The sequence below is a fragment of the Chromobacterium vaccinii genome (assembly GCF_000971335.1).
Taxonomy (GTDB): Bacteria; Pseudomonadota; Gammaproteobacteria; order Burkholderiales; family Chromobacteriaceae; genus Chromobacterium; species Chromobacterium vaccinii.
Map to the genome: position 1 here is coordinate 1 of NZ_JZJL01000010.1, position 19,063 is coordinate 19,063.

Sequence of the window (19,063 nt, forward strand, 5' to 3'; positions counted from 1 at the left end):
TAAACACTAACAAGACTTCGGACAGATTCAAAGACCTGACAGACAAGGGCTATGAGATTCCTTGGCAGCATGATGAAGTTATTGCCCTTTATGCGTCCTTACGAGACTGGCAGGTAAAATACAACCCATTAAGAGTTGCAACAAAATGGTCCGATCTACACATGTCAAGTGTGATTCGCAGCCACACCAAAGCACAGCTTGCGGCCAGAGGGGAAAGCTGCTTTCTGTTCCGAGATGCCAGCCGAAGTCGGCCTGAATACCCAGTCGATATTAGCCGGATGCAGAACTACTGGTATCGTTTGCTTGACGAACTGGAACGTCGGGTCGCCCTGCGGGGTGAAACCCTTCCAAACGGTCAGCCAATTCTGTTCATCGAAAAACGTGGGCCAACCGGATTGCCGCTGGCTCCCGTCTTCGATCTGCATTCGCTACGCGTATCGATCCTTACCGCGCTATCGGTAGAGGGTGGATTGCCACTCTCGATTTTGAGCAAGTGCGTGGCCGGTCACGCTTCGATATTGATGACTCTATACTACCTCAAACAGGGACCTGCCTATATCTCTCAGCAGATGGCTGAAGCCCAGGCCAGAATGATGGAACGTGAGCAGGAGAATTACCTCCGTTTCCTTCAGGATTGCAATGTTGCCGCAGCCGAGTCCGTAGTTGCTTTCAATGACCGGGTTGGTTTGCGAGCGCTCCAAGAGCACTCGGCTGGAGGGTGGATTATCGGCGACCTTGGCATATGCCCAGTGGGAGGTGCGATGTGTCATACAGGAGGACCAAAGCTAACAGGCGAGAATGGCAGGAATGATTTTCAACCAACTCCGGGTGGCCCTCGTAACTGTGTGCGCTGCAGATATTTCCTTACGGGCCCGGCATTCTTGGCAGGGCTGGTTGCACACTTCAATTCTATCGGGATGGATGTTCTCGACTGTAGTGAACGGCTACGGAAGATGCAGGCTGATATCAGCGAGATTGAAGACAATCTATTCTCCCGTGAGGCCAATGATTCATCTGAATATCGGCGTCTCGATGCTCTCTACCAACGCAGAGAGCAAGCGATGAATCGACTTGATGAGGTGGCCCACAATTGGCATGCCACTTTCGCCATGGTAGAGCGTTCCAAGGCCTTGCTGGCTGTACAGCGGCCGACCGGGACAACTTCAGGTGGCATTCGCCTATTGGCTTCCGAAGATCTGGGCGAAATCACGAGCGCACTTGGTCAGTGCACGCCATTCGACCTCTACAATACGATCTGCCAGCACGCGACAGTTTATCCGGCCGCCAACATTCCGGTAGCAAGTCTACGCCGCGGGTGGCTTCTCGACGCAATGCTCGCACGCAATGATCGCCGCCCCGTTTTTGCGGCATTAACTGAAGGTGAAGCGATAGCCGTGGGGAATGAGTTGGTCAACTTCCTTTATGCACGACTTGGGGTGGTAGAGTCGAATCGTTTAGTTGATGGTACACGGATGCTCGCTGCGGCCGGTCTGGCTGATGACGTGGATTCTCTGCTCACCGGTAGGCTTGGCACACCAATCAAGTTGGCAAGCTTAATTGTCCAACATGAAAATGGCGAAACGCCAAGATTCGTTTCGGCGGAGGCTGAGTGATGAGCAATACCCCTAACGAGCTTATCGAACAGCTCTGCCAATTAGCCTCGCCTCGGAAGGCTCAGTCTCTCAGATTGATCTTGACGATCTGCGTGGAGCAGACGCAGCGGGGGAGTTCGGATTTCTCGGTCGCCACCATTGGTCGCTTGTCCGCCGAGCGTGGCGGCCCCTCTGCCGCTGCGATCCGCAACAAGCCTGGTGAGGACTACCGCGCCCTGATTAAGACCTATGCCGCCTCGGTGAATGGTCAGGATCGCAAAAAGCGGGAACCGGCACCATCAGAGGCCGAGGCACTGCTGGAGGGCGTGAACGACCCCGTGCTCAAGGTACGGGTCAAGCTGCTGTTGGCCGAGATGGAATCACTACGGGCTCAGCTGCTCGCCGCCCGCCACCTGGCCAACAAGACAGCCGTATTGGAACTTGGCTTGGACAGCGGCGAGCACGTGCCGCACGCACATGCAGATGGTCTGTTCCTGTCCTTGCAAGAGGTCACGGCGCTGGAGGCGGCAATCAGCCCGGCAACCCTGGAACACTGGGGTTGGAGCATAGACCAAGCCGGCCGCGTACTCACTGAGACCGGCCAAGTTGTCTTCCGCGCTGGATTTGTCACGGCGATCCGTAAGACCGTTCAGCACGTCGCTGACTTCTAATGTGATAGGAACATGGTTAAATCCATGTTCCTTCATGTTTATTACAGCTTCTACTAGCAAAAACTGGCAAATTCGCCCGCGCGCACGCTTTGCGCCCAGTTCTCACGAGTGATGCCCAGCTCGTTCAGCCTGGTTTCAGAAATGGCGTTTTCCCGGGTCTGGCCGCGGATGACGACGCAAGCCGGCACGTCTTCCGGACGCGCGGCGCGATAGAGGATGGCTCTCATGTATTTTCTCTTTAAAGAACGATGGATGTTCGGATCGGACCCGGCCGCTCTCAAAAAGGTTCGCAATAAAGCCTGCAAATCGCGCCGGATATCGATCCTGTCAGCCCAAACAACAAGCCGCGTGAACTGTTTCCAGTTCCCGCGGGCTGTTTTCGGCCAGGGCGGCCATTATATCGGCGTTAAAATTAGAAATGAATTTTTGGGCGTTAGTTCTCCGCTTGCGGATTTTTGGCCCTCACTTCATAGCCCAGCGCCTGCAACGCCTTCACCCATTCGTCGATGGCGATCTCCACCAACGCTGGCTGGCCGGCGAAGCCGAATTCGATGTGCATTTCAGGAATCTCCTCGCTGCCGAAATTGGGCAGGCAGGACAGCCTCAGGGCCGGATAGCGGACGGTGAAGTCCTGCATCAGACCGATCAGGTCTCCCTCCCGGGCTTTGATCGCAATGCAGGATCGCTCGACATCCGGCTGATCGTTGAACAGATGGCGGCAATGGGTGTCCAGCACCCACTCCGCCATCGGCCAGGCCATGCTGGGGAAACCGGGCAGGAAATGGACGCTGCCGCAGGAGAAGCCGGCGATCTGGTTGACCGGATTGGGAATGATGGCGGCGCCTTGCGGAAAATGGCCCATCAGGATGCGGTGCGGGTAGGCGTCGGCGCCGAAACGCCCCTCGATCAGCGCCTTGGCCTCCGGATGCAGCTCCAGCGGCGCGCCCAGCGCGCGGGCGGCGCAGGCCCGGGTATGGTCGTCCGGCGTGGCGCCGATGCCTCCGAAGCTGAACACCAGGTCGCCGCCGGCGAAGGCGCGGCGCAAGGCCGCTTCGATGCGGGCGGGATCGTCGCCCAGATATTCCGCCCAAGCCAGCTTCATGCCGCGCGCGGCCAGGATGCGGATCAAGGTCTGCAGATGCTTGTCCTGGCGTTTGCCGGACAGCAGTTCGTCGCCGATGATCAATGCGCCGGCTTGCATGGCTCTACTCCTTCCCGCCCTGCTCCAGCATGCGCCGGCAGACAGCGTAGCAATCGTCGATATGGCTGTTGCCGACATAGCGCATCGCGGCGAATCCTATCGCCGCGTTGGCCGCCCAGCCCAGCACCGGCACCAGTTTCAGCGCCTGCTTTCCAGCCCAGCGGCCGGCGGCCCGCCTGGCCACCGAAGCCAGCAGCGTGCGGGTGACTTCCAGCCCCAACAGCGCGCCGCCGGCGCGGCGGATCAGCTGATACAGCATCTGCTTGCGCGCCGCGTCGTAACCGGCGATCTGCTCCGGCGCCACGCCGAAGCGCTGATTGATCGCCGGGATCAGCTGCAGCAGGATGGCCACATCGGCGGCGACATCGATGCCGGGAGCCGGCAAGGCCGACGCGCCGGCGGACAGCGCCGCCCTGCCGTTGACCATCGCCCGGCACTGGTCGCGGATGGCGTCGAGTTCCCGCAAGCTGGCGGGCAGCATCTCAGTGCGCCTCGCCTACCTGCGGGCCGGCCAGCGCGTCCTTGGACATCGCCAATTGCTTCACCACGGCCTGGGCGGCGGCGAAGTCAGGCGTGGCGATCAGCCGCTGCCAATCCTCGGCGCGGCTCTTGCCCGCCATGCGCTCCAGGCGTTCGGCCAGCTTGGGCTGCGGCGGCGGAAGCAGCGCCGCCAGCATCGTGTCGGCCTCTTCCGGCTGATTGCAGACCAGCACCATGTCGCAGCCGGCCGCCAGCGCCGCGTCGGCGCGCTGCACATAAGTCCCGGCGCCGGCCGCGCCGGCCATGTCCAGCGCGTCGGAGAAGATCACGCCGTCGAAGCCGATCTTGCCGCGCAGGATGTCGGTCAGCCAAACCTTGGAGAAACCGGCCGGCTGGCTGTCCACTGAAGGATACAGCACGTGCGCCGGCATCACCGCGCCCATGCCAGCCTCGGCCAGGCGGGCGAACGGCACCAGGTCGTCGCGTTCGATCTCGGCCAGGCTGCGGTCGTCCTGCGGCATCAAGTGGTGGCTGTCGCCCTCCACATAGCCATGGCCGGGGTAATGCTTGCCGCAGCTCATCATGCCGCCGCGGCCCAGGCCCTGCTGCAAGGCTTCGGCCAGCTCGGCCACCGCCTCCGGATCCCGGTGGAAGGAGCGGTTGCCGATCACGGCGCAACGCTCCCAGTCCAGATCCAGCACCGGGGTGAAGGATAGATCGATGCCGCAGGCCGACAATTCGGCGGCCAGCACATACCCCACCGTTTCAGCCAGCTTGCGCGCCTCGTCCTGATCCTGATCCCAGGCCTCGCCCAGCACGCTCATCGGCGGCAGGCGGGTGAAGCCGTCCAGGAAGCGCTGCACGCGCCCGCCCTCGTGATCGACGGCGATCAACAGATGCGGCGAGCGCAAGGCTCGGATCTCGGCGGTCAACGCGCGCAGCTGCTGGATGTTCTGGAAATTGCGGCGGAACAGAATGATGCCGCCCACCAGCGGATGGGACAGCCGGGCGCGTTCCTGCTCGGTCAGCGCGCAGCCGGCGATGTCCACCATCACCGGGCCGCGCGGAAGATTCAAAGTCGTTTGGGTCATGGTTTCATCCTCGACCATTGCGGGGCGCGCATAGCCGCCCCGGGTATTGCAAAGACAAGCGCGGAGCGCCGACCGTTCCCGCGCCTGTCGCGCGAGAGGCGATCTCCCGCCTTACGATTCAAGCACGACGAAGGCCAGAGCGTGGCCGCGCTCGTCGCTGATGGACAAATGCATGCGCGCAACGCCGCGCGCGGCGACGAAGGCGGCCAATTCGTCGGACAGCGCCAACAAGGGCTTGCCGAGCGAGTCGTGGGCCACGCCTATCGCGGTCAGCAAGGCCGGCGCCACCACGCCGGTGCCTAGCGCCTTGGCGAAGGCCTCCTTGGCGGCGAAGCGCTTGGCCAGAAAGCGCGCCGGCTCGGCATGGGCGGCAAACTCGGCCTGCTCGGCCGCGGTCAGCAGCCGCCGTCCCGCCTTGTCGCCCCAACGCCGGCACCAGGCCTCCATCCGGGCGATTTCCACCAGATCGGTGCCGATGCCGTAAATCATGCGCGCGCCTCGCCGGCATGGCGCAACGATAGCCATCGCCCCGCCCACAGCGCCATGCAGGGCAGCCAGACATAGACGAATTCGGTCTGGACCACTCGCTCGCCCTTGGGGCCGAACCAGCGTTTCAGGCCGATCGGAGCGCCTTCTATCGGCTTCCAGCCGCTGAGGTAGCGATGATCGGACCAGGGCATGAACAGCGCCGGGCCGAAGCTGGCGTCGCAGATCATGTCCAGCGCGGCGTGCGAAGCCACCGACAGAAACAGCAACAACGCCGCCGACGCGGCGCTCAGGCCCACCCGCAGCCAAAACGGGCGGCACAGCCAGGCCAGCAGGCCGGCGCAAACCGCCGCTGCCGCCAGCGAATGCGAAAAGCCGCGGTGCCCCCATGGGCTGGCGTAAGGGATGCCCAGCTTGAAGGTGACCACGTCCAGATCCGGCAGCATCGCGGCCGCGCCGCACAGCGCCAGCCACGGCAACATGCCGGGCGTGGAGACTGGCTTGCGGCTGGCCAGGGCAACCAAGGTGGCGCCGGCCAGCGCGTGGGTGACGACGGTGGGCATCAGCGGACGCGCGCGCTTTCCATCAGCGCCTTCATCTCGCGCACCGCCTGCGGGAAGCCGACGAACAGCGCATGGGCGACGATGGCGTGGCCGATGTTCAGCTCGGCGATCTGCGGGATGGTCGCGATGGGCTTCACATTATGGTAGTTGAGGCCGTGGCCGGCGTTGACCACCATGCCGAGGCTGGCGCCGAATTCGGCGGCGGCGCGGATGCGGACCAGCTCGGCCTCGCGCTCCCTGGCGTGCGGCGCGTCGGCGTAGGCGCCGGTGTGCAGTTCGATCACGCGCGCGCCGGCGTCGTAGGCCTTCTGGATCTGCTCGCGGTCGGGATCGATGAAGATGGACACGCGGATGCCGGCCTCGGCCAGCTTGCCGGTGTAATGCCTGACGTCGGCGTAGTGGCCGCGCACGTCCAGGCCGCCCTCGGTGGTGACTTCCTCGCGCTTTTCCGGCACCAGGCACACGTCTTCCGGCGCCACCTCCAGCGCGTGCGCCAGCATTTCCGGCGTCATCGCCATTTCCAGGTTCATCCGGGTCTTCAGCACCGGACGCATGGCTTTCACGTCCGCGTCCTGGATGTGGCGGCGGTCTTCGCGCAGATGCAGCGTGATCAGGTCCGCGCCGCTGGATTCGGCCACCAGCGCAGCCTCCACCGGGCTCGGGTAGCGAGTGCCGCGCGCCTGGCGCAGCGTGGCGACGTGATCGATGTTTACGCCCAACAAAATCATTTTCATCCCCCTTGTCTTCCCGCCATCAGTCCGAAAGGGACTGGATGGCCTGCAATAGTTGGCGCGACGCCAGCGGCTCGTCGCCCAGCAGCGCGGACAGCCATACCCGGCTGAGCTGGCGCGCGTGGCCGCGGGTATCCGGCTGGGCGTAGTCGTCGGCGTCTATCGCCAGCAAGGCCTCGCCCGGCAACCTGACGGCGCGGCCGACCGGCGCCAGTTCCGGATGCTCATCCGGCTCCGGCATCGCCGCGTCGCGGCACAGATAATGGCGATCAGCGGCAATCGCCTCGCCGCGGCTGTCGCGGCCGAGCGCCGGCGCATAGCCCAGCACCTGGGCCAGCCGCAGCTCGTAGCGGCGCAAGGCCGTCGACAGCGACGCGGCGCCGGCCAGCTCCCGCACCGCCCGGTCATAAACGGCAAAAGCCCGCGGCTCGGGATCGTCCCGCGCCGTGAGCTTCATCATCAATTCGTTCAAATAAAAGCCGCAGACCAGCGGCAGCCCGGTCAGCTGCCGCACCCCGCCGTCCCAGTCCGCCGCGTGCAGCGTGCGCAACTCGCTCTTGCCGAACCACGACAAGGTCAGCGGCTGGAACGGCAGCAGCACCCCGCGCAGATCGGACCGGGGCCGGCGCGCGCTGCGCGCCACCAGGCTGAAACGGCCATGGTCGCGGGTCAACACTTCCAGCAGCAGGCTGGTCTCGCGATACGGCTGGGTATGCAGGATATAACCCGGCTGCTTGTCCACCCTGCCCGGCTGGCTCATGCCGTCACGCCCCGCCGGCTCACCTGGATGGAAACGGTCTCGGCGCCGCGCCCCAGCCGCTGGCGGGCCAGCAGCTCCACCCGGGCGCGCCAGGCGGCGATGGCCTCCACGCTGTCCCAATACGTGACCCGGTCCTCCGTGGTCACGCCCAGACAGCCCGGCTGGCTTTCCGCCAGCCTCAGCGCGCAGCGCGACAGCTCTGCCGCCGCGCCGTCGCCGGAAAGGTTCGCCGCCCAGCAAGCCTGCGCCGGGGGCCTGTCCAATACCGTCATCAGTTCAAACCGAACTCGCGCAGGAAGCGGACGTCGTCGGCCCAGCCGGATTTTACTTTCACCCAGACCTGCAGGAACACCTTGCCGTCAAACAGCTTTTCCATATCGAGGCGGGCCTCGGTGGAGATCTTCTTCAGCTTCTCGCCGGCCTTGCCGATCACGATGGGCTTCTGGTGTTCCTTGTCCACCAGCACCGCGATGTGGATGCGGCGCAGCGCGCCGTCCATCTCGAACATTTCCACTTCCACGTTCATTTCGTACGGCAGCTCTTCGCCCAGATAGCGGAACAGCTTTTCGCGGACGATCTCGGCGGCCAGGAAGCGCTCGTTTTTATCGGTGACCATGTCCTCCGGATACAGGGGCATCGATTCCGGCAGGTGCGGGCGCACCTGATCCAACAGCTCGGCCAGGCGCTGGCCGTGCTTGGCGCTGACCACTTCGACGCCGGCGAACTCGAACTCGGCGGTCACTTCGTCGATGAAGGCCTGCAGGGTCAGTTTATCCTTGGCCTTGTCCAGCTTGTTCACCACCAGGATGACCGGGGTCTTCTTGGGCAGCAGCGCCATCACTTCCTTGTCGGCGGAAGTGAAACGCATCGCCTCCAGCAGGAACAGCACGCAGTCTACGCTGCCGAGCGAGTCCTTCACGCTCTTGTTCAAGGCCTCGTTCAGTGCGCCCTTGTGATAGGTCTGGAAGCCCGGCGTGTCGACGAACACGAACTGCGCCGTGTCCTCGGTATGGATGCCGGTGACGCGATGGCGCGTGGTCTGCGATTTCTTCGAGGTGATGCTGATCTTCTGGCCGATCAGGTGATTCATCAACGTGGACTTGCCCACGTTGGGACGGCCGACGATGGCGACGAAGCCGCAGTGGAATTGGGGAGTATCGGTCATGATTTTTTCTTGCCTGCGGCGAGTTTCTGTTCCAGCAGGACCAACGCCGCTTCGGCGGCCTGCTGTTCGGCGGCGCGGCGGCTGCCGCCGTCGCCGGTGGAGATCAGGGCCAGCTCGCCCAGATCGCACTCCACCTTGAACCATTGTTCGTGGGCCTCGCCGCTCTGCGACAGGATGCGGTACTTGGGCAGCGCCAGCTTGCGCGCCTGCAGCGCTTCCTGCAAGCGGGTCTTGGCGTCCTTGGCCTGGCGCGTGGTGTCGATGTTGGCGACGCGCTGGCTGTACAAGCGGCGCACCACCTGCTCGGCCGCGGCGAAATCGGCGTCGAAGCTGACGGCGGCGAAAGTGGCTTCCAGCGCGTCGGCCAGGATGGACGGACGGTTGAATCCGCCGCTCTTGAGCTCGCCCTCGCCCAGGTACAGGTAGTCGCCCAGCGCCAGTTCCTGGGCGATTTCCGCCAGCGTGTTCTGGTTGACCAGGTTGGCGCGCAGACGGGACAGCTCGCCCTCGGTCAGCTGCGGAAACTGGTCATACAGCATGCGGGCCACGGTGTAATTGAGGATGCTGTCGCCGACGAATTCGAAGCGCTCGTTGTTCGTGCTGCTGAAGCTGCGGTGCGTCAGCGCCTGGCGCAGCAATTCCGGTTTTTGAAATGCGTAATCCAGCGCCTGGGACAGGCGCCGGAATCGATTGTCTATCTGGGTCACGGTATGGTTATTGCGCAGGCGGTTGACCCGCCTGGGTATCGAAATGGAAAAGCAGACTGACATTGCCGAACAGCGGCACCTCGCGCTGATACTTCGCGCGCAGATAATTGCTGCCGGCTCCGGCCACCACCATCAGATTCTCTCCCTTGACGGAAGTGACTCCGGAGACGTTGGCCTTGCCGTCGAACTCCTGCCGCAGCGTCTGCTCGCCGACATTGGTCTCGGCGGACAGGGCCGTCAGCGCGTTCTTGACATCGCCGTACTCGGTGTAGACCGGCACGATCTTGAACACCAGCATCAATCCGGCGCCGACGAGGGCCAGGACCAACAAAATCGCAATTACCGACAAGCCTTGCTGCTTCTTCATGCGTTTCTCCAGGTCATGGCCGCTCGTGGCCTGATTGTTTTTACTGAATCCGGGTGCCGATGCGCGACAACTGGGTGAAATTCATCCAGATCATGAAGGCCTTGCCCACCATCAGCTTGTCGTCGACGAAGCCCCAATAGCGGCCGTCGGAGCTGTTGTCGCGGTTGTCGCCCATCATGAAGTAATTGCCCTGCGGCACCTTGCAGACGAAACCGTCGTCATCGTAGCGGCAATTGTCGCGGTAGGGAAAGTCCTGCACCTGGCTCAGCGCCACCACCGGCGCTTCGACGTTGTTCAATACATGGTAGGACTTGCCGCCCTGGTTTTCCCGGAAACGCTGCGCGGTGATCTGGGCCAGGCCTTGCTCGATGTAGTCGTAAGTGCCGTCGGCGACATCGGTCACCTGCTTGCCGTTGACGGTCAGGCGCTTGTTGCGGTACTCGACTGTGTCGCCCGGCAGGCCGATCACGCGCTTGATGTAATTCACCTTGGGGTTGGGCGGATAGTTGAACACCACCACGTCGCCGTGATTGACCTTGTTGACCGGCACCAGCACGTTGTTCAGCACCGGCACGCGGACGCCGTAGGTAAACTTGTTCACCAGGATGAAATCGCCGACCACCAGGCCCGGCCGCATCGAGCTGGACGGAATCTGGAACGGCTCCACCAGGAAGGAGCGCAGCACGAACACCACCAGGATCACCGGGAAGAAGCCGCGCGAATAATCGACGAAATGGCCGGGCTGCGCGCCGCTGGCGGCGCGCTTCCTGGCCAGCATCCACTTGTCCAGCGCCCACACCGCGCCGGTGATCACGACGAACACCAGCATTACCGCGGTGAAGCTCATGTAGTCTGACAGCAGGCCGAAGCCGCCGATCACCAGGGCCAGATAGCCCCACTGCACCGATTGCGGCCAATCCTTGGCGCCTTCCTGCTTCTTGCCGCCAAGCAAAATCAGCAACACGCCGACCACGACCGCGGCCGAGAACACCCAGAACAAGTTTGCGCCCACTTATTTGTCCCCTACTTGAAGAATCGCCAGGAAAGCCTCTTGCGGGATTTCCACGTTGCCAACCTGCTTCATCCGCTTCTTGCCGGCCTTCTGTTTTTCCAGCAGCTTTTTCTTACGGGTGATGTCGCCGCCGTAGCACTTGGCCAGCACGTTCTTGCGCAGCGCCTTCACCGTTTCGCGGGCGATGATGTGGCCGCCGATGGCCGCCTGCACCGCGATGTCGAACATCTGGCGCGGAATCAGCTCGCGCATCTTCGACACCAGTTCGCGGCCGCGGTACACGCTGGAGGCGCGGTGGACGATCAGGCTCAGCGCGTCGACCTTCTCGCCGTTGACCAGCACATCCAGCTTGACCAGGTCGGCGCTCTGGAATTCCTTGAACTCGTAGTCCAGCGAGGCGTAGCCGCGGCTGGTGGACTTCAGCTTGTCGAAGAAGTCCATCACCACTTCATTCATCGGCAGATCGTAGGTGAGCATCACCTGGCGGCCCATGTATTGCATGTTGCGCTGCACGCCGCGCTTCTGGTTGCACAGCGTCATCACCGCGCCCACATAGTCCTGCGGCACCAGGATGGTGGAGGTGATGATGGGTTCGCGCAGGTCTTCATACTTGCCGGCATCCGGCATCCGCGACGGGTTCGACACCACCTCCACCGTACCGTCTTTCATCACCACTTCGTAGTTCACCGTGGGGGCGGTGGTGATCAGGTCCATGTCGAACTCGCGCTCCAGCCGCTCCTGGACGATCTCCAGATGCAGGAGGCCGAGGAAGCCGCAGCGGAAGCCGAAGCCCAGCGCCTGCGACACTTCCGGCTCGTACTTCAGCGAGGCGTCGTTCAGCTGCAGCTTTTCCAGCGCGTCGCGCAGCGCTTCGTAATCGTGGCTTTCCACCGGGTACAGGCCGGCGAACACCTGCGACTGCACGTCCTTGAAGCCAGGCAGCGCCTCGGCGGCCGGCTTCGACACCAGGGTGATGGTGTCGCCCACCTTGGCCGATTTCAATTCCTTGATGCCGGCGATGACGAAGCCCACCTCGCCCGCGTTCAGGCTTTGACGCTGAACCGACTTGGGCGTGAACACGCCCACCTGTTCGCACAGGTGCTCGGCGCCTGTGGCCATGAACTTGATCTTGTCCTTGGGCTTCAGCGAGCCGTCGATCACGCGCACCAGCATCACCACGCCGACGTAGTTGTCGAACCAGGAGTCGACGATCAGAGCCTTCAGCGGGCCATCCGGGTCGCCCTTCGGCGCCGGGATCTTGCTGACCACTTCCTCCAGGATGTCTTCGATGCCGATGCCGGACTTGGCCGAAGCGCGCACCGCTTCGACGGCCTCGATGCCTATGATGTCCTCGATCTCCTGCGAGATGCGCTCGGGATCGGCGGCCGGCAGGTCGATCTTGTTCAACACCGGCACCACTTCCACGCCCAGCTCGATGGCGGTGTAGCAGTTGGCAACGGTCTGGGCTTCCACGCCCTGCGACGCGTCCACCACCAGCAGCGCGCCCTCGCAGGCGGACAGCGAGCGCGACACTTCATAGCTGAAGTCCACGTGCCCCGGGGTGTCGATCAGGTTGAGGTTGTACACCTGGCCATCGCGGGCCTTGTAGGTCAAGGCGGCGGTCTGCGCCTTGATGGTGATGCCGCGCTCCTTCTCGATGTCCATGGAGTCAAGCACCTGGGCGCTCATCTCGCGCAATTCCAAACCACCGCAGAACTGAATGAAGCGGTCGGCCAGGGTCGATTTACCGTGGTCGATATGGGCAATGATCGAAAAATTTCGGATGTTCTTCATCGGTTTCCAGCAAAAGATAAGGGCACGCTAGCGTGCCCGGGGCTGCTGACGGATAGCCCTTCCGGGGGATCCCTGCGGATCCGACGGCGGCCGGAAGCCGATCAGCAAGCGGGGGCGCGACCAGCGCGCCCCCGGTTTTACTCACACTGGCGCGGATTTTAGCCGATTTCGCCCAAATGTGCAGCCAATCTCGCGCCGTCCAGATGCCAATGGCAGATTTCGGTCTCGCCGTCCATCAACACCGGCACCAACTCGTTGAAGCGGGCCTCCAGAGCCGGATCGGCATCGACATCCACCACCTCGAGCTCGAAGCCGTGGCGCTCTCGCCAGGGGCCGAGCTCGGCCAACATCTGATGGCACAAGCTGCAGTATTCGCGAAAATAGAGCGTCAGCTTCACTTGGCTTCGTCCACGGTCAGCGGCACGAACATCGTCACGCCCTGGCGCATCACCTGCAAGGCGACCGCGCTGCCCTTCTTGGCCTGGTTCAGCGCGCCCTTCAACTGGGCGAAGCTCTTCAGCGGATCGCTGCCGATGCCGACGATGAGATCGCCCTGCTGGATGCCGGCGCGCATCGCCGCGCCGTTGGCGCCGCGCACCAGCAGGCCGTAGTCGATGCCGGCGCGCTGCAGCTGGACCGGATTCAGCTCCTGCAGGCGCAGGCCGATCTGGGCCAGGCTTTGCTCGCCCTCCGCGCCCGGCTTGCGGTACTCGCGCTTGGCGACGCGGGCATCCTCCTCCACCAGTTCGTCAGGCACCACGCGTACGCTGGTCTGCGCGCGGCTGCGCCAGACATCCAGCGAAATGGCCTTGCCCGGCGGCAGGTCGCTGATCAGGCGCTGCATGTCGCCGCGGTTCTCTATCGTCTGGCCGTTGATGCGCAGCACGATGTCGCCAGCCTTCAAGCCTGCCTTCTGCGCCGGCCCCTTGGGATCGAGCGCGTTGATCAACACGCCGCTGGGTTTGGCCAGGCCGAAGGACGCGGCCAGCTCCTTGCTCAGCTCCTGCACCACCACGCCGATGCGGCTGCGGGTCACCTTGCCCTTGGTCTTCAGCTGGTCGGCCACATTCATCGCGGTGTCGATGGGAATGGCGAAGGAAATGCCCATGAAGCCGCCGGAACGGCTGTAGATCTGCGAGTTGACGCCGACCACCTCGCCATTCAGGTTGAACAGCGGGCCGCCGGAATTGCCGGGATTCACCGCCGCGTCGGTCTGGATGAACTGCACGGCGCTCTCGTCCGGCAGCATGCGGTTCTTGCCGGAAACGATGCCGGAGGTGGCGGTGTTTTCAAAACCGAACGGCGAGCCGATGGCCAGCACCCACTGCCCAACCTTCAGGTTCTTCGGATCGCCCATCCGCACCACCGGCAGGTTCTGGGCGTCGATCTTGAGCAAGGCCACATCGGAACGGGCGTCTGAACCGATCACCCGCGCCTGGAATTCCCGCTTGTCGTTCAGCTTGACCGTGATCTTGTCCGCGCGGGCCACCACGTGGGCATTGGTCAGCACGTAGCCATCCTTCGAGATGATGAAACCCGAACCCAGCGAGCTCTCCTGATGCTCGCGCTGCTGCGGCGGCGCGAAGCGGCGGAAGAACTCGAAGAACGGATCCCCCTCCATGCCCTCCGGCAGGCCGGAAACCGTCTCCTTGACCGTGGAAGTGGTGCTGATATTGACCACCGCCTTGCCCTCGGCCTCGACGATCTGGGCGAAGTCCGGCAGTTCCGCCGCCATGGCGACAGGAACCGCCGCGGTCAGAATCGATGCCGACAGCATTGCGGAAACAATCAGTTTTTTGACCGACATGTGCGCTCCATCTTTGGAATGTTGTGGACTGAATGGGCCGGCGGACGCCGGCTGTGCAACCATCGGATCGGGAAGCGGCGCCTTGCCGCGCCCCTCACGCTCCCTTGCGACGCGCCTTGCGGACGCATCACGCAAAACTGGCCACTTCCGCATGCTTTCGATGGGAAATGGCCAGTCAAACCTTCATCGGCCGGAAAGCCTGCCCGGCACGAGCTCACTCCCCCTTGCCGTTGACATGCAAACCCTTGAGCAGAGCCATCATCGCGGTTTGCGGCATATCGCCCACCGCGGTCAGCTGCATGTCGCTTTGGTAGCTGGTGGCCATGTTGATCGCCCCGTGCAGATTGCCCACCCTCTCCAGGCGCGCGTGCTCCGGCGGAGGCGGCTCCACGAACACCGACAGCATCACCAGACCGTCGCTCAGCACCATGTGCCGGACCGGCTTGCCGCCCTGTCCGGGCAGCACGCGCTGGACCGAACGCAGCACCCGGAAGCCCTGCGGCAATCCGGTCAGCTCGCCCTGCGGCGCAGCCGCTTCCTCGCTGCCCCCAGATGCGCTGGAACGCAACTGGAAACGCTGCGACAGCTTGGAGACGTACGCCCGCTTATCCTTGGCCCCGCCCAGCTCCACATCGGTGAAGGTGAACTGCTCGACCGCATCGCCGCGCGGCGACAGGGTCATCACTTTCAAGGGAAGATAGGTGGCGGGTTCTATGCACATCCGCATCGTGTAGCGCTGCGCGTCCCGAGGCTGCAGATCCAGCCACTGGCAGTCTCTCTTGGCCACGCGATCATAGCCGGTGCGCTTGAGGACGTAGGAACGGGTGATATCGTCCAGATCATCGGGCAGCAAGGCGGGGAACAGCCGCATCGCGCTGATCTTGCACGCCATCAAGGCGCGCTTGTCGGGCGCGAAGCAGGTGAGCCCCCTTCCCTTGCGAACCACCTCCCGCGTCGGCCCGTCCAGCGAGGTGCGCTTTTCGCGCACATTGTCGCCCTGTCCCTGACGGACGATGCGGAAAGTTTCCAGCGTGCCATTCATCTGATGCAGATAGGTGCCATCCAGCGGCTGCTGCCTGCCGGCGTTGCCGACATTGCGCAGCAGCTGCATGTCATCCTCCGCATGGACCGCGCACGCGGCCCCGAGCATCAAAACACCAATCAGAGGAACGACATGCATCAGTGGCGAGCTCCGTTTCCGTAGGACACGCGCATCACACTCTGGTCGGCGGTCACCTCCTGGTGCGCCAGCACATAGGGATCGTCCTGATCCATCGCCGCGGCGGGCTTGGCGATCTGCACCGGCACGCCGCGATCGGCAATCGCCGACGGCGGAGCGTTGCGGTGGGACAGCTGCTGCCAACCCACGACGGCTGCGAAGCTGACGCTCGCGGCCAACGCCACCGCGCTCGCGGTGCGCGCCTTGCGCGGACGCGTCCAGCGCCGCGGCGCCAGGACCGTCGGCTCTTCCGCCAAGCGAGCCGCCACCTTGCTCCTCACATTAAGCGAGGACAGGCGATTGGCGCGCATGGCGTCGCCGATCAGATGGTACCCTTCCCAGGCATCATCCAGATCCTTGTCTCCGGCGATGGCGGCGATTGCCTTGTCGGCATCGGGCCCGTCCAGTTCACCGTCCATCAGTGCGGATATCGTTTCTTTCATACTTACCACCTTCTGTTCTTGGCCGTATCCAGCAGAGGCCTGAGCTCAGCAGCAATCGCCTCGCGAGCGCGGAAAATCCGCGAACGCACGGTACCTATCGGACAATCCATCACCCTGGCGATCTCGTCGTAGGACAGCCCTTCCATCTCCCTAAGCGAGATGGCAGTGCGCAACTCCTCCGGCAAGGCCTCCACGGCGGCATTGACCGTAGCCAGAATCTCCTTGTTCATCAGCTCGGTTTCGGGCGTATTCATGTCGGGAATTTGCGACGCCATGTCGAAACTCTCGCCATCCTCGTCCTCTATCTCGCTGTTGACCACCGGGCGACGCCCGTTGGCGCTGAGGAAATTCTTGGCCGTATTGATGCCGATCCTGTACAGCCATGTGTAAAACGCGCTCTCACCTCGAAATGATGGCAAAGCGCGATACGCTTTGATAAACGCTTCCTGCGTCACATCCTCGATGTCAGAACCGTCGCGTATGAAACGCGACAACAACCTGGCGAGACGTCGCTGATACTTTGCAACAAGCAGATCGAAAGCTCTTTTTTCACCTCGCTGGGCACGTTCCACCAACTGTTGATCGATGTCCCGATCACTCATAGTCGTTGTTATGCTCCCTGGTTTGCCCACTGTTCTATGTGGTCGTTACGTGGACTGTGATCTAGACCACGGTTTAAAGCCCGAGTTCCCACTGGCGAGGACGTTGCGAAACATATCACTCCCGGCGCGAAACTTGAACATCCGATTATCAACTATTGCCAGCATTTTCTAGAGCCTTTACACTCCAACCAAGCACTTGCTTGAATGACAGGCAACTAATTACACCCACCGTCAGGAGCATTTCATGAGCACTCCCGGGCAGCGTTTCCGCCAGGCCGTGGCCGCCGAAAAACCATTGCAAGTGGTGGGGGCGATCAACGCCTACGCTGCACGTTTGGCCGAACACTCAGGTTTCAAGGCCTTGTACTTGTCCGGCGGCGGCGTCGCCGCTTCGTCCTGCGGCATTCCCGATCTCGGCATCACCACGCTGGAAGACGTGCTGATCGACGCCCGCCGCATCACCGACATCACCGATCTGCCGCTGCTGGTGGATATCGACACCGGCTGGGGCGGCGCTTTCAACATCGCCCGCGCCGTGCGCAGCCTGGAGAAGGCCGGCGTCGCCGCCGTCCACATCGAGGATCAGGTGCAGCAGAAGCGTTGCGGCCACCGCCCGAACAAGGCCATCGTCCCGCAGGATGAAATGATAGACCGCGTCAAGGCGGCCACCGACGCCCGCCGCGACGACAGCTTCGTCATCATGGCGCGCACCGACGCGCTGGCGGTGGAGGGCCTGGACGCCGCCATCGAACGCGCCGTCGCCTGCGTCGAAGCCGGCGCGGACATGATCTTCCCGGAAGCGATGACCGATCTGGCCATGTACAAGCGCTTCGCCGACGCGGTGAAGGTGCCGGTGCTGGCCAACATCACCGAGTTCGGCGCCACGCCGCTCTACACCGCCGAAGAACTGGCCGCCAACGGCGTCGCCTTGATGCTGTATCCGCTCTCCGCCTTCCGCGCCATGAGCCAGGCCGCGCTGGAAGTGTACGGCGCCATCCGCCGCGACGGCACCCAGCAAGCCGTGGTCGGCAAGATGCAGACCCGGATGGATCTGTACGACCACCTGGGTTACCACGAATACGAAAAGAAACTGGACCAACTGTTCGCCGCCGGCAAGCAATAACAATTCAAGGGCTGCGGCATCGCCCCAAGTCTGACAAAGGAGAAATTGCATGACTGAAGTGGTTCTGACCGGCAAACCGAAGAAATCCGTCGCACTATCCGGCGTCGCCGCCGGCAACACCGCGCTGTGCACCGTCGGCCGCAGCGGCAACGACCTGCACTACCGCGGCTACGACATCCTGGATCTGGCCGACAAGGCGGAGTTCGAAGAAGTGGCCTACCTGCTGGTGCACGGCAAACTGCCGAACCAGGCGGAACTCGCCGGCTACAAGAAGAAACTGAAATCGCTGCGCGGCCTGCCGGCCTCGGTGAAGGCGGTGCTGGAAGCGCTGCCGGCCGGCGCCCACCCGATGGACGTGATGCGCAGCGGCGCCTCCGCCCTGGGTTGCGCGCTGCCGGAGAAGGACGACCACAACCTGGCCGGCGCGCGCGACATCGCCGACCGCCTGATGGCCTCGTTCGGCTCCATCCTGCTTTACTGGTACCACTACAGCCACAACGGCAAGCGCATCGACGTCGAAACCGACGACGACAGCATAGGCGGCCACTTCCTGCACCTACTGCACGGCGTCAAGCCGTCGGCCGAATGGGTGCGCGCGATGCACACCTCTTTGAACCTGTACGCCGAGCACGAATTCAACGCCTCCACCTTCGCCGCCCGCGTCATCGCCGGCACCGGCTCCGACATGCACAGCGCCATCACCGGCGCCATCGGCGCGCTGCGCGGCCCGAAGCACGGCGGCGCCAACGAAGTGGCGTTCGAGATCCAGCAGCGCTACGAAAGCCCGGACGAGGCCGAAGCCGACATCCGCGCCCGCGTGGAGCGCAAGGAAGTGGTGATCGGCTTCGGCCACCCGGTGTACACCATCTCCGACCCGCGCAACAAGGTGATCAAGGAAGTCGCGCGCGAACTGTCCAAGAGCAACAGGGACATAAAGATGTTCGACATCGCCGAACGCCTGGAAACCGTGATGTGGGACGTCAAGAGAATGTTCCCCAACCTCGACTGGTTCTCCGCCGTCAGCTACCACGCGATGGGCGTGCCGACCGCGATGTTCACCCCGCTGTTCGTGATCTCGCGCACCAGCGGCTGGAGCGCGCACGTGATCGAGCAACGCCAGGACGGCAAGATCATCCGCCCTTCAGCCAACTACATCGGCCCGGAAGACCAGGCCTACATCCCGCTGGAAAAACGCTGAGGCAAGCAGCGAGCGACGCGGCCGACCGGCCGCGTCGGCCATACTGGAGCA

The 19,063-nt window shown here is 63.2% G+C and carries 23 protein-coding genes; 4 read left to right on the plus strand and 19 right to left on the minus strand.

The window, feature by feature from the left end; translation table 11 throughout:
• Positions 1-1,613: VPA1269 family protein (locus tag VL52_RS23815; RefSeq protein WP_200895968.1), on the plus strand; the 1,613-nt coding region annotated here is incomplete at its 5' end.
• On the plus strand, positions 1,613-2,263 hold the full coding sequence (gene gmtX / locus VL52_RS06805) for a gamma-mobile-trio protein GmtX (protein ID WP_046156337.1): 651 nt from the start codon (positions 1,613-1,615) through the stop codon (positions 2,261-2,263). The genes VL52_RS23815 and gmtX, both read left to right, overlap by 1 nt.
• Before the next feature lie 53 nt (positions 2,264-2,316).
• Here the strand turns inward: gmtX and VL52_RS24440 are convergent, their stop codons facing one another.
• The 19 genes from VL52_RS24440 to rpoE form a co-directional block, all read right to left on the minus strand.
• Positions 2,317-2,490 carry a hypothetical protein gene (locus tag VL52_RS24440; protein ID WP_200895969.1) on the minus strand — a complete coding sequence of 58 codons (174 nt, stop codon included), beginning with the start codon at positions 2,488-2,490 and terminating at the stop codon, positions 2,317-2,319.
• Between the two features lie 206 nt (positions 2,491-2,696).
• On the minus strand, positions 2,697-3,464 hold the full coding sequence (locus VL52_RS06815; RefSeq protein WP_046156338.1) for a competence/damage-inducible protein A: 768 nt from the start codon (positions 3,462-3,464) through the stop codon (positions 2,697-2,699).
• Between the two features lie 4 nt (positions 3,465-3,468).
• The gene (locus tag VL52_RS06820; RefSeq protein ID WP_046156339.1) at positions 3,469-3,945 is read right to left on the minus strand and encodes a hypothetical protein; all 477 of its coding nucleotides are present in this window, start codon (positions 3,943-3,945) and stop codon (positions 3,469-3,471) included.
• A gap of 1 nt (position 3,946) precedes the next feature.
• Entirely contained in the window at positions 3,947-5,035 is a 1,089-nt protein-coding gene (nagZ, locus tag VL52_RS06825) for a beta-N-acetylhexosaminidase (RefSeq protein ID WP_046156422.1), read from the minus strand.
• Between the two features lie 111 nt (positions 5,036-5,146).
• The gene (gene acpS / locus VL52_RS06830; protein ID WP_046156340.1) at positions 5,147-5,524 is read right to left on the minus strand and encodes a holo-ACP synthase; all 378 of its coding nucleotides are present in this window, start codon (positions 5,522-5,524) and stop codon (positions 5,147-5,149) included.
• The gene (locus VL52_RS06835) at positions 5,521-6,084 is read right to left on the minus strand and encodes a metal-dependent hydrolase (protein WP_046156341.1); all 564 of its coding nucleotides are present in this window, start codon (positions 6,082-6,084) and stop codon (positions 5,521-5,523) included. The genes acpS and VL52_RS06835 overlap by 4 nt, the downstream gene beginning before the upstream one ends.
• Positions 6,084-6,812, minus strand: a complete 729-nt coding sequence (gene pdxJ, locus VL52_RS06840; protein ID WP_046156342.1) for a pyridoxine 5'-phosphate synthase — start codon at positions 6,810-6,812, stop codon at positions 6,084-6,086. The genes VL52_RS06835 and pdxJ overlap by 1 nt, the downstream gene beginning before the upstream one ends.
• 25 nt (positions 6,813-6,837) lie before the next feature.
• The gene (gene recO / locus VL52_RS06845; RefSeq protein ID WP_046156343.1) at positions 6,838-7,575 is read right to left on the minus strand and encodes a DNA repair protein RecO; all 738 of its coding nucleotides are present in this window, start codon (positions 7,573-7,575) and stop codon (positions 6,838-6,840) included.
• Entirely contained in the window at positions 7,572-7,847 is a 276-nt protein-coding gene (locus VL52_RS06850) for an antibiotic biosynthesis monooxygenase family protein (RefSeq protein WP_052729190.1), read from the minus strand. Before VL52_RS06850 ends, recO begins: the two co-directional genes overlap by 4 nt.
• Positions 7,847-8,740: a GTPase Era gene (gene era / locus VL52_RS06855; RefSeq protein WP_021478027.1), complete on the minus strand. Its 894-nt coding sequence runs from the start codon at positions 8,738-8,740 to the stop codon at positions 7,847-7,849. Before era ends, VL52_RS06850 begins: the two co-directional genes overlap by 1 nt.
• Entirely contained in the window at positions 8,737-9,447 is a 711-nt protein-coding gene (gene rnc, locus VL52_RS06860; RefSeq protein WP_186009472.1) for a ribonuclease III, read from the minus strand. Before rnc ends, era begins: the two co-directional genes overlap by 4 nt.
• 7 nt (positions 9,448-9,454) lie before the next feature.
• Positions 9,455-9,814: a DUF4845 domain-containing protein gene (locus tag VL52_RS06865; RefSeq protein WP_046156345.1), complete on the minus strand. Its 360-nt coding sequence runs from the start codon at positions 9,812-9,814 to the stop codon at positions 9,455-9,457.
• A gap of 40 nt (positions 9,815-9,854) precedes the next feature.
• Positions 9,855-10,826: a signal peptidase I gene (gene lepB / locus VL52_RS06870; protein WP_046156346.1), complete on the minus strand. Its 972-nt coding sequence runs from the start codon at positions 10,824-10,826 to the stop codon at positions 9,855-9,857.
• Positions 10,827-12,620: a translation elongation factor 4 gene (gene lepA / locus VL52_RS06875; protein WP_046156347.1), complete on the minus strand. Its 1,794-nt coding sequence runs from the start codon at positions 12,618-12,620 to the stop codon at positions 10,827-10,829. It abuts the gene before it with no gap.
• Between the two features lie 158 nt (positions 12,621-12,778).
• Complete coding sequence (locus VL52_RS06880; protein ID WP_021478032.1) at positions 12,779-13,018, minus strand: glutaredoxin family protein; 240 nt, start codon at positions 13,016-13,018, stop codon at positions 12,779-12,781.
• Positions 13,015-14,427: a DegQ family serine endoprotease gene (locus tag VL52_RS06885; protein ID WP_046156348.1), complete on the minus strand. Its 1,413-nt coding sequence runs from the start codon at positions 14,425-14,427 to the stop codon at positions 13,015-13,017. The genes VL52_RS06880 and VL52_RS06885 overlap by 4 nt, the downstream gene beginning before the upstream one ends.
• A 214-nt stretch (positions 14,428-14,641) precedes the next feature.
• Positions 14,642-15,538 (minus strand): MucB/RseB C-terminal domain-containing protein, encoded by an 897-nt coding sequence (locus VL52_RS06890; RefSeq protein ID WP_052729191.1) that lies wholly within the window; start codon positions 15,536-15,538, stop codon positions 14,642-14,644.
• A 68-nt stretch (positions 15,539-15,606) separates the two neighbouring features.
• Positions 15,607-16,089: a sigma-E factor negative regulatory protein gene (locus VL52_RS06895; protein WP_046156350.1), complete on the minus strand. Its 483-nt coding sequence runs from the start codon at positions 16,087-16,089 to the stop codon at positions 15,607-15,609.
• 2 nt (positions 16,090-16,091) lie between these two features.
• Positions 16,092-16,691: an RNA polymerase sigma factor RpoE gene (rpoE, locus tag VL52_RS06900; RefSeq protein ID WP_021478036.1), complete on the minus strand. Its 600-nt coding sequence runs from the start codon at positions 16,689-16,691 to the stop codon at positions 16,092-16,094.
• 244 nt (positions 16,692-16,935) lie between these two features.
• Here rpoE and prpB point away from each other — a divergent pair, with 244 nt between their 5' ends.
• Both prpB and prpC read left to right on the plus strand, forming a co-directional pair.
• Positions 16,936-17,814 (plus strand): methylisocitrate lyase, encoded by an 879-nt coding sequence (gene prpB / locus VL52_RS06905; protein ID WP_046156351.1) that lies wholly within the window; start codon positions 16,936-16,938, stop codon positions 17,812-17,814.
• Positions 17,815-17,863: 49 nt separating this feature from the next.
• Positions 17,864-19,012 carry a bifunctional 2-methylcitrate synthase/citrate synthase gene (prpC, locus tag VL52_RS06910; protein WP_046156352.1) on the plus strand — a complete coding sequence of 383 codons (1,149 nt, stop codon included), beginning with the start codon at positions 17,864-17,866 and terminating at the stop codon, positions 19,010-19,012.
• The last annotated feature ends 51 nt before the right edge of the window (positions 19,013-19,063 follow it).